8 protein-coding genes and 1 pseudogene are annotated in these 10,303 nt (G+C 41.3%); 8 read left to right on the top strand and 1 reads right to left on the bottom strand.

The genetic code is table 11. The features are described from left to right. Window position 1: 1 nt before the first annotated feature. From nuoK to JR005_RS15260, 7 genes and pseudogenes are all read left to right on the top strand, one after another. Entirely contained in the window at window positions 2-310 is a 309-nt protein-coding gene (gene nuoK / locus JR005_RS08830) for an NADH-quinone oxidoreductase subunit NuoK (RefSeq protein ID WP_004987386.1), read from the top strand. After that, window positions 307-2,202, top strand: coding sequence for an NADH-quinone oxidoreductase subunit L (nuoL, locus tag JR005_RS08835; RefSeq protein WP_218664911.1), 1,896 nt, complete (start codon window positions 307-309; stop codon window positions 2,200-2,202). Before nuoK ends, nuoL begins: the two co-directional genes overlap by 4 nt. Window position 2,203: 1 nt before the next feature. Continuing rightward, window positions 2,204-3,811: an NADH-quinone oxidoreductase subunit M gene (nuoM, locus tag JR005_RS08840; protein WP_218664912.1), complete on the top strand. Its 1,608-nt coding sequence runs from the start codon at window positions 2,204-2,206 to the stop codon at window positions 3,809-3,811. 3 nt (window positions 3,812-3,814) lie between these two features. Further along, window positions 3,815-5,311 carry an NADH-quinone oxidoreductase subunit NuoN gene (gene nuoN, locus JR005_RS08845; RefSeq protein ID WP_004987382.1) on the top strand — a complete coding sequence of 499 codons (1,497 nt, stop codon included), beginning with the start codon at window positions 3,815-3,817 and terminating at the stop codon, window positions 5,309-5,311. Window positions 5,312-5,417: 106 nt separating this feature from the next. After that, window positions 5,418-6,053 carry a uracil phosphoribosyltransferase gene (gene upp / locus JR005_RS08850; protein ID WP_218664913.1) on the top strand — a complete coding sequence of 212 codons (636 nt, stop codon included), beginning with the start codon at window positions 5,418-5,420 and terminating at the stop codon, window positions 6,051-6,053. Between the two features lie 434 nt (window positions 6,054-6,487). Further along, window positions 6,488-7,633, top strand: a complete 1,146-nt coding sequence (locus tag JR005_RS15255; RefSeq protein WP_416378513.1) for a TonB-dependent siderophore receptor — start codon at window positions 6,488-6,490, stop codon at window positions 7,631-7,633. Further along, window positions 7,627-8,508, top strand: a pseudogene (locus JR005_RS15260) (TonB-dependent receptor); the annotation flags it as partial. The gene JR005_RS15255 and the pseudogene JR005_RS15260, both read left to right, overlap by 7 nt. A 62-nt stretch (window positions 8,509-8,570) precedes the next feature. On the opposite strand, the gene gigC reads toward JR005_RS15260, so the two are convergent. Beyond that, window positions 8,571-9,458 (bottom strand): LysR family transcriptional regulator GigC, encoded by an 888-nt coding sequence (gene gigC, locus JR005_RS08865; RefSeq protein WP_004987367.1) that lies wholly within the window; start codon window positions 9,456-9,458, stop codon window positions 8,571-8,573. Window positions 9,459-9,542: 84 nt separating this feature from the next. Between gigC and JR005_RS08870 the strand changes: the two genes are divergently transcribed. Beyond that, a partial coding sequence (locus JR005_RS08870; protein ID WP_004999022.1) for a ferredoxin--NADP reductase occupies window positions 9,543-10,303 on the top strand: 761 nt, incomplete at its 3' end.

The raw sequence follows: 10,303 nt of genomic DNA on the forward strand, positions 1-10,303 counted from the left end.
AATGGGCAATATCCCTTTAGAACATGGTTTGATTGTTGCAACCATTCTTTTTGCACTGGGTTTTTACGGTGTAATGGTGCGACGCAATCTTCTCTTTATGTTGATGAGCCTTGAAATCATGATGAATGCTGCGGCATTGGCATTTGTTTTAGCAGGAAGTGCATGGGCACAACCTGATGGTCAGATTATGTTTATCCTGATTTTGACTCTTGCTGCGGCAGAGGCTTGTATTGGTCTTGCGATCGTCCTTCAGTTTTACCATCGCTTCCACCATCTGGATGTGGATGCTGCTAGTGAGATGCGCGGATGAGTACTTTATATTTAACGATTCTTTTTCCGCTGATCGGTTTTATTTTATTAGCGGTAGGGCGCGACAAGCTCTCTGAAAATGTCGCAGCCATTATTGGTGTCGGCTCGGTTGGACTCTCTGCATTGTTTGCTCTCATTGCCGGACTTGCATTTACCAGCAGTGGACAACCATTTTTTGTCCAACATTTGTGGACTTGGTTTAATGTCGGTGGTTTTGCACCGGGTATTACGCTATATCTTGATGGTTTGTCATTACTCATGACAGGCATGATTACGGGTGTGGGTTTCCTCATCCATATCTTTGCTTCATGGTATATGCGCGGCGAAGAAGGCTATGCGCGTTTCTTCTCATATTTCAACCTGTTTGTTGCCAGCATGTTGGTGTTGGTGCTTGGCGATAACTTGGCGTTATTGTTCTTGGGTTGGGAAGGCGTCGGTCTGTGCTCATATCTATTGATTGGATTTTATTATTCAAATCCAGACAATGGCTGGGCTGCGATCAAGGCATTTACGGTAACACGTGTCGGTGACGTATTCTTACTTATCGCATTGTTCCTGCTTTATCAACAGTTTGGTACGTTAAATACGCATTATATCGTTGAAAATGCGGCGACAGTGATGACACAAAGCTCATCGCTTTCGATCTGGACCGCTTTAATGTTGTTCTTGGGTGCGGCAGGTAAATCTGCGCAGATTCCATTACAAACATGGTTGGCCGATGCGATGGCAGGCCCTACGCCTGTTTCAGCACTTATCCACGCTGCAACGATGGTGACAGCAGGGGTTTATCTGACCAGTCGTATGCATACCGTGATTGAAATGGCGCCAGCAGTGATGCAATTCATTTCAATTACAGGTGCTGTAACTTTGCTCGTCGCAGGTTTAGCAGCATTGGTTCAAACCGACATCAAACGTATTTTGGCTTACTCAACGATGAGTCAGTTGGGTTATATGTTTATGGCAGTGGGGGCAGAAGCCTATCAGGCTGGTCTGTTCCATATGTTGGCTCACGCATTCTTTAAAGCATTATTGTTCTTATCTTCTGGTGCAGTGATTTTAGCTTGTCATCATGAACAAAATATTTTCAAGATGGGTGGTTTGCGTAAAAAGATTCCATTTGTATTCTGGTGTTTTGTCATCGGCGGCGGTGCACTTGCTGCGCTTCCAATCGTGACCATTGGCTTCTTCTCTAAAGATGCGATCTTAGGCGCAGTGTATGCACAATCTGTGATTGCAAACTTACCACTTTACAATACCTTGTATTGGGTCGGGGTTGCAGGTGCATTCTTAACGTCTATTTATACCTTCCGTTTAATCTGGGTGGTATTTTTTGGCGAAGAAAAAACAGAAGCACATGCTATTCATGGTGTGACTTACTGGGGACCTTTGGCTATTCTTGCATTCTTATCGACAGGTTTCGGTTACTTCTTACAAGCTCCAGTTTTGAAGCTTTTAAGCAGTGCTAATATTCCAAGTTTTGTGATTCCAGAAAGTTTGGAAGCTGCGGTTTCTCACGCAGAACATTTGGCAAGCGGTATTGCGATTGCGGGTTTAATCGTAGGAATCTTGCTGTTTGTATTTGCTTACGCGGCAGTTAAATCTTTTGCTCAAAGTGGTTTGGGTTCAGGTTTAGTGCATATTTGTCGTACTGCATTTGGTTTTGATGCCTTGTATAACATCGTGTTTGTAAAACCTTATTTGTTTATAGCAAAACTTTTAGGTCGAGATCCAATCGATAGCATGTGGCTGGTATTGCCTGCCTTAGTGAAAGGCGGCAACAAATTTACGAGTTCACGTCAAACTGGTTTAGTGCGTGAATACGCTTCCAGTATGTCGCTCGGTGTCGTCGTGCTGTTGATGATCCTTATCGTTATTCAGGTGGTGGGGAAATAAAATGGAAAACAATTTAATTTTACCCGCGCTGATTTTAGTTCCTTTCATTGCTGGTTTTGTTTGCTGGTTGGTCGACAAGCTCGATCAGCATTTACCGCGCTGGATTGCCTTAATTGGTATGCTCGTGACTTTGGGATTGACGCTTGCACTTTGGCAAAGTGGTCAATTTCATTATGAGCTTGGTGCTCGAGTTCCAACGTGGTCAGCAGAGTTTAATCTTCCTTGGATTCAGACTTTAGGGATTAATATCCATCTTGCTATTGATGGTTTATCACTCTTGATGGTTGGACTGACTGCACTACTGGGTGTTTTGGCAGTCGGTTGTTCATGGGGTGAAATCCAGAAAAATGTCGGTTTCTTCCATCTGAACCTTTTATGGTCTTTGGGTGGCGTGATCGGGGTTTTCCTTGCAGTTGATTTGTTCTTGTTCTTCTTCTTCTGGGAGATGATGCTGGTTCCAATCTACTTCCTGATCGCACTATGGGGACACCGTGGTGCAGATGGAAAATCACGTGTCTATGCGGCTACCAAGTTTTTCCTTTATACCCAGATTGCAGGTTTAATCATGCTGATTGGTATTCTGGGTCTTGTAGTCTATGGCTACATGATGACAGGTTCGATCGGATTTGATTACAACTACTTGCTTGCAGTCGCCAATACACTTGATCAGCAAGCACCTGCGGTTGCCTATGTCTTTATGATCTGTATGTTTATTGGTTTTGCAGTGAAATTACCTGTATTTCCACTGCATGGCTGGTTACCCGATGCGCATGCTCAGGCACCGACTGCGGGTTCAGTAGACTTGGCAGGTATTTTGATTAAAACTGCTGCGTATGGTTTACTCCGTTTTGTGATTCCATTCTTCCCAGCGGCTTCGGCACAATTTGCAGATATCGCGATTATTTTTGGTTTGATTGGTATTTTCTACGGTGCTTGGTGTGCCTATCAGCAAACCGATATGAAACGTTTGTTGGCGTATACCTCAATTTCGCACATGGGCTTTGTGCTTCTTGCGATTTATGCCGGTAATATCCTGACCTATCAGGGTTTAATGATCATGATGCTGGCACATGGTTTATCTTCTGCTGCACTCTTCATTATGTCTGGTCAAGTCTATGAGCGTCTACATACGCGTGATTTACGCCTGATGGGTGGATTACGTGGACAGCTTCAATATTTACCATTCTTCCTGATGTTCTTTGTTGCTGCTTTGGTGGGTATTCCAGGACTAGGTAACTTTATTGGTGAATTCCTGATCCTTATGGGTTCATTTAATAAATATCCTGCGTTCACGATTATCGCTGCGGTGAGTTTGGTCTTTGCAGGGCTATATGGTTTGATTTTGATTCATAAAGCATTGTTTGGTGAGCCAAACCCTGAACAAAAACAGCACTATGTTCAACCGCTTAAAGATTTGAATTTACGTGAGCTTGTTATTTTGATGGTGTGTCTGATTGGTTTGGTCTGGTTGGGTCTTTATCCTCAAACCTTCCTCGACGTATCTCACTCAAGCATGCAATGGTTAGCCAATAGCTATAGTCCTGTACAACCTGTGGTTGACTTGACTCAGCAAGCAGCGACTCAGCTTAGTAATGTGGAGATCCAATAAGCCATGAACTTCACAATGTCTTTTTCTCAGCTTATGCCTTTGGCACCCGTGATGATTGTGGCGTTGACCGCAGTCGTTGTGATGATCCTGATTGCAATTAAACGTAATCATAATTTAATTGCAACCGCTTCAGTGGTGGGTCTAAACCTTGCCGCAGCTTATATTCTCATTACGATGTTTGGTGGTCATTTTGTGCCATCGAATGTCATGGGAATGTTTATGATCGATCCGTTTACACTGATCTACCAATTGCTCATTATCGTGGCTTCACTTGCATGCTGTACCTTATCGCATGCGTATATTGAAACCTATAAAGATAATCGCGAAGAACTTTACTTATTGCTTTTGATCTCTGTATCAGGCGCAATGCTGATGGTTGCAAGCGCGCATTATGCTTCTTTTTTCATTAGCCTTGAGTTAATGTCGATCCCAGTTTATGGCTTGCTGGCTTATACCTATCAGCGTAGTCGTTCACTTGAATCTGGTGTGAAATATCTTGTACTTTCTGCAACTGCTTCTGCAATGCTTTTGATGGGTATGGCTTATATCTATGCCTATACAGGTTCATTGTCTTTCTATGATTCTGTACAAGCATTATTTAATGCGATTCGCCAACCAATGGTGATTTTAGGGCTTGCACTGGTCATTTTTGCGGTTGCCTTTAAACTTTCACTGGCGCCATTTCATAAATGGACACCTGATGTGTATGCAGGTGCGCCAGCGCCAATGGCGACCTTTTTGGCGACTGCGGCTAAAGTGGCAACAATTGGCCTATTTGTACGTTATATGCTGACTTCTGGTGCGATCCTTGTCGATTCACTAGTAACGATTTTAACGATCATTGCCGTGTTATCTATTTTAGCGGGTAATTTGCTTGCAGTTCGTCAGGTCAATTTAAAGCGTATTTTGGCTTATTCATCGATTGCGCATTTTGGTTATTTGTTGATTGCTTTAATCAGCATGACCTACGCAAGTTTGGGTAGCGTTACAGTGTATGTCGTGACTTATGTGCTGACTACCATTGGTGCATTCGGTGCGGTTGCGCTGATGTCTAGTCCATATAACAATGTCGATGAAGCTGAAAGTCTTGCGGATTATCGTGGTTTATTCTGGCGTCGTCCTGTATTAACTGCGACTTTAACCGTAATGATGCTGTCTTTAGCAGGTATTCCATTGACCGCAGGCTTTATTGGTAAGTTCCTTGTGGTAATGGCTGCGGTAACGACTCAGCATTGGTTCCTTGCTGCCATGATTATTGTGGGTAGTGGTATTGGTTTGTACTATTACCTACGTGTGATGGTGGTCATGTATATGACTCCGCCTGAGGTTCCTCGTATCGATGCGGATAAGCATTGGGGACAAAAAGTAGGTGGAATCATGGTCTTGGCTGCGGCTGCATTGGTTTTAATTATTGGTATCTATCCAGATCCAGTGATTAAACTAGCCTTAGAAGGCGAGATTTTATCACCGTTACATTTTGTGTTATCACAACAGCATTAAGCTTGTGTTTTAACAAAAAAAACCTCCATTCGTGGAGGTTTTTTAATTTTCGTCACTAAAACTATTTATAATATATCAAGTTTAATGTTGTTTTAGGTGTTCTCCCGTGCCCATTCAAGAAATCCGTCATCCTCTGATTCGTCATAAACTTGGCTTATTGCGACGTTCGGATATCAGCACAAAAAATTTCCGTGAACTTGCTCAAGAAGTCACAATGCTTCTGACTTATGAAGCGACAAAAGATTTGCAATTGGTCGATCATGAGGTTGATGGTTGGGCGAGCAAAGTCACGACTCAGCGTATTGCAGGTAAAAAAATTACCATCGTTCCGATTTTACGAGCAGGAATCGGCATGTTGGAAGGCGTACTTAACCTGATTCCTAGTGCCAAAGTCAGTGTACTCGGTTTGGAGCGTGATGAAGAAACCTTACAGGCGCGAACGTATTACAAAAAATTAGTTCCAGATGTCGCCAACCGTATCGCGATGATTATCGACCCAATGTTAGCGACGGGTAGCTCACTTGTTGCTGCGATTGATGTTCTTAAAGCCAGCGGATGTAAAGATATTCGTGTCATGATTTTGGTTGCTGCACCTGAAGGCATTAAAAAAGTGCAGGAATTGCACCCCGAAGTGGAAATTTATACCGCATCGATTGATGATGGATTGAATGCGCAAGGTTATATCGTGCCTGGCCTTGGTGATGCAGGAGATAAGATTTTTGGTAGTGTCCAAAAAGATTAAAAAGACTCCTTTAAAAAGCTGCCAATTTGGTGGCTTTTTTTTTGAAAAAAARGGATGTGCATTCCAGCTAAATTACTGTTTAAGTTTTTTTAAAAATTAAAATAACCTTAAATTTTTTATAAATATTAAATGGAAATAATTATTTACTAGCTTAGGTGAATAAAAAAATACAATTACAATTATGGAGATAGTATGAGTAATGTTAGTGATAATTATTATCAATTTAGATAGGATTGCGCTAATTTTATACAGGGGTACATTTAATGTTTAATACTCAACCCAAAATATTAGCCCGTACAATTTCAGTGATGATGTTTATGGCGGCTGGTAGTAGTTTTATTCACGCTGAAGATATCTTACCGACGATAAAACTCAAAGCTGGCGATCAAGATCAGCAAAGTTATACCGTCAAAAAGTCTAAATCTGCTACAAAAATGGATTTGGCGCTGAAAGATACACCTCAGTCTGTGAGTGTAATTACAAAAGAACAAATCGATGATCAAAACTTAACAACTGTTGAAGATGTATTGAATCAGACCCCGGGTGTATATGTACAGCGTTTTGGTGCGCAAGGTGCAGTAGGCAATGGGGGAGAATATGTATTTTATTATGCTCGCGGTAAACAAATCGTAAATTATCAAGTTGATGGTGTTATGACAGCGCCAGCGATTGATGGCAAAAATGGATCATCTCTGAGTAATTTTGACCCCGCTGTTTTTGAAAACGTGACCGTAATTAAGGGTGCTACTGGCTTGACTAATGGTGCGGGTTATCCAAGCGCAAGTGTAAATTTTAATAGAAAACATGCCAATAGTAGTGTCCCAACTGGAGAGGTTAAACTGAGTGGTGGCTCATGGGATACTTACCGATCACAATTTGATGTACAAGGTGGTTTAAATAGTGCTGGTTCTATTCGTGGTCGCGCTGTGGCATCGTATGGTCAGGGTGATTCATGGAAAGCTTGGGGAGATAATCAGTCAGGGACACTCTATGGCATTATCGATGCTGATATTGACCCTAAAACAACGGTTTCTGTTGGTGGTATGCTAAGTCGTAACAAAGTGACGGGTCTTGGTGTGCATGGTATTGATATGTATGGTATTGACGGTGGTATTAATCCATACACCCCTAGCTTTAATGCCAATGCAAAATTGGCATATAGTCGGGTTGATACTATTAATCTATTTGCACAAGCAAAACATGAATTTGAAAATCGTTGGAATTTGCAGGCAAACTATAACTATACACAACAGCAAATTAAGTCGCTGTTTGGGGTGATCGGTGTAGCCTCAGTCAATTATTCTGATCAGGATGTCATCAAAGGTACAACAACTTATAAAGCACATTATGCATCTCTCGCCGCCTCACAAAATAATTTCAATCCCGAAGAACATAGTTTAGATGTTTCTGCGTCAGGGCCGTATCAATTATTTGGTCGTGAACATGAGTTGATGTTGGGTGCAAGTTATCAGCATATTGAAAATAATAATAACAACTTTTCAGGTTCTAACAGTGCTAATGCGGTTGATTTGAGAACGTGGAATGGCGATGTTGCATTACCTAACGCGGCGACTCCTTGACTGATCAAATGTCCATGTTAAATGACAAGTTGCAAATAATCCTAGGTGCACGTTATCAGGATATGGATATTGATTCAATTAACGCGACTACTAAGACATGGAGCAATTATAGCAAAGATAAGATTTCACCAAGTATTGCATTTGTAGTGAAGCCATTTGGAGATAGCTTATCGTTCTATACCAGTTATGTTGAAGCATTAGTACAAGGATCGACGGTTACTTCTACAGCGGATGCAAACTACGGTAATACTTTTGCGCCATTTGAAACTAAACAGTATGAGATTGGTGCGAAATTTCAAGGTGAGCGTTGGTTGCATACTTTAGCAATGTATCAGATTGAAAAACCAAGCACTATGACATTAAATTTGTCGACAAATGATTCACGCTATGTAGCAGGTAAAACTACTACAGTAACAACAGATGGTGCCGAAACTAAATCTAAAGGAATTGAGTATGGTGTATCTGGCAAAGTAACTGATGACTTAATTGTTTATGGGAACTTGGCTTATATTGATACTAAGTATGAAAAAGCTGCATCAAATCAAGGGAATACAGTTGAAGGTACACCAGAGTTTACCGCAGGCTTAGGTTTAGATTATCAAATTCCTTTGATTGAAGGATTAAGTGTTAATACTTTTGTTACTTACATTGATGATCAGTATTTAGATTCAGGCAACACATTAAAATTACCAGACTATACTTTGGTTGATTTAGGCGCTAAATATGTAACTAAACTAGGCGGAGTAAATACAACTTTCCGTGCCAATGTTGATAATGTAACAGATAAAAAATATTGGGATGGTGTATTTCAAAGTGGTTTTGCCACAATTGGAGCTGGTCGCACTTATAAACTGGGCGTAACATTTGATTTCTAAATAATGCTTCCTATAAAAAAACCTTTCATATGAAAGGTTTTTTTTATTTATATTTTAAATTCTCAATTCACACGATTTTCACAGAAATTCATAAAGGCTTTTAAACCTGGCCCCTGATATTTCTGACGATGTACCAATACATGTAATGGACGGGTGAGCTCCCAAAAAGGCGTTTCTAAAATTACCAACTGTCCTTTTTCAATTAAAGGTTCAATAGCAAGTCTGGAAATACAAGACATTCCTAAACCACCTGCCACAATCTTTAAAATTGCTTCATTATGACCCAGTGTAAGACGGATATTGGCATCAGGAACATCCTGTAAAATGGCGTTATCAAAGACTTCGCGCGTTCCTGAACCTTCTTCACGTAAAATCCATTCGACATTTAAAAAATCTTGAGGTGTCAAAGGCCGACCTAATTTTGCCAAAGGATGATCAGGCGAGCAACAGACAGCAAGTTCATCATTCCGCCAATGGATACATTGTAATTGTGGTAAATGACACGAACCTTCAATGAGTGCTAAATCAAGCTGAAATTGATTTACTGCCTCAATCATCTGGCGAGTATTCCCGACTTGCAACTGCAAATGTGCCTGAGGGTGAATTTGTAAAAAATCTGCCATGAGGTCTGGGATCAAATAATCACTAATGGTGAGTGTCGCACCCAGACGTAAATCGATACTTTGTAATTCACCTTTGGCGGCTTGTTCAAATGCTTCACAACGCCCCAAAATTTCCAAAGCTTGAGGCAATAAAAACCGACCTAAATCGTTCAATTGTAGGCGTTTGCCTAAACGGTCAAAGAGTGGAGCGCCTAATCCATCTTCAAGGTCAGCCAATGCCATACTGGCAGCACTTTGAGTCAGGCGGACGGCATCGCTGGCTTTGGTTACTGTTCCTTCTTGAGCGACTGCCACAAAGACAGCCAACTGACGTAATGTCATGCGCATGAATCAAGCCTTACCCTTGAAAAGTAGTCATAATTTCTGCTGTCATGCTAACATGAGCATACCCTGTCGTGCCATGTTGAAATTATGTCAATTGAGAAATTTAGCGTCGAAAAAGTGTTGTCTGTACAGCGTTGGGCTTCAAATTTGTTTAGTTTTACCATGACCCGTCCAGCGCATTTTAAGTTTACTGCGGGTCAATTTGCCAGAATTGGTTTAAAAGTGGGTGATGATTTGGTGGTGCGCGCTTATTCAGTCGTATCATCACCGTTTGATGAAACACTAGAGTTCTTTTCGATTGTCGTTCCAAATGGTGCGTTTACGTCAAATTTACAACATCTCAAAGTGGGTGATGAGCTTTACTTAGAAAAAATTACTTATGGTTTTTTAACCTTGGCGCGTTATCAACTACCTTTACCTCAAGATTTATGGCTATTAGCAACAGGTACAGGGCTGGCGCCTTTTCTTTCGATGTTGCAGGATTTTGCGACATGGCAAAATTACCAGCAAATTCATTTAGTCTATAGTGTTCGTACCGTTTCTGAATTGGCTTATGTCGATCGTATACAAGAGATTGCGGCAAGTTTTGGTGAAGGGCATACTGGATTTAAGTTCGTTCCTGTGATTACGCGTGATCCAAATGCTGTTTTGCACGAAAGATTGCCAGTATTAATTGAAAATGGTGAACTGGAAAAAGCGGTTGGTTATTCGTTAAATCCTGAATCCAGTCATGTCATGCTTTGTGGCAATCCACAAATGGTTGAAGATACCAAAGAGGCATTAAAACGCCGTGGTTTAACCATGAACCGTCGTGGTGAAGGCAATATTGCCGTGGAAAATTATTGGTG

This window comes from Acinetobacter sp. Colony158 (assembly GCF_019264745.1).
Classification (GTDB): Bacteria; Pseudomonadota; Gammaproteobacteria; order Pseudomonadales; family Moraxellaceae; genus Acinetobacter; species Acinetobacter ursingii.